Origin of the sequence: Pantoea sp. ACRSC (assembly GCF_022346785.1) — a bacterium.
Taxonomy (GTDB): domain Bacteria; phylum Pseudomonadota; class Gammaproteobacteria; order Enterobacterales; family Enterobacteriaceae; genus Pantoea; species Pantoea alvi.
This window is the reverse complement of record NZ_JAKRNN010000058.1, coordinates 1-544: the sequence shown is the minus strand read 5'-3', so window position 1 is coordinate 544 and position 544 is coordinate 1. Positions and strand designations below refer to the sequence as shown.

1 rRNA gene is annotated in these 544 nt (G+C 53.7%); it reads right to left on the bottom strand.

From position 1 onward, the window contains the following. Positions 1-41: 41 nt before the first annotated feature. Positions 42-544: ribosomal RNA gene (locus tag MHZ97_RS22275) — 16S ribosomal RNA — on the bottom strand; the annotation flags it as partial.

Below are 544 nucleotides of genomic sequence, written 5' to 3'. Positions count from 1 at the left end.
AAGGCAATCTGTGTGAGCACTTCGAAGGCAGTATCTTCAGGTAAGGAGGTGATCCAACCGCAGGTTCCCCTACGGTTACCTTGTTACGACTTCACCCCAGTCATGAATCACAAAGTGGTAAGCGCCCTCCCGAAGGTTAAGCTACCTACTTCTTTTGCAACCCACTCCCATGGTGTGACGGGCGGTGTGTACAAGGCCCGGGAACGTATTCACCGTGGCATTCTGATCCACGATTACTAGCGATTCCGACTTCACGGAGTCGAGTTGCAGACTCCGATCCGGACTACGACGCACTTTATGAGGTCCGCTTGCTCTCGCGAGGTCGCTTCTCTTTGTATGCGCCATTGTAGCACGTGTGTAGCCCTACTCGTAAGGGCCATGATGACTTGACGTCATCCCCACCTTCCTCCGGTTTATCACCGGCAGTCTCCTTTGAGTTCCCGACCGAATCGCTGGCAACAAAGGATAAGGGTTGCGCTCGTTGCGGGACTTAACCCAACATTTCACAACACGAGCTGACGACAGCCATGCAGCACCTGTCTCA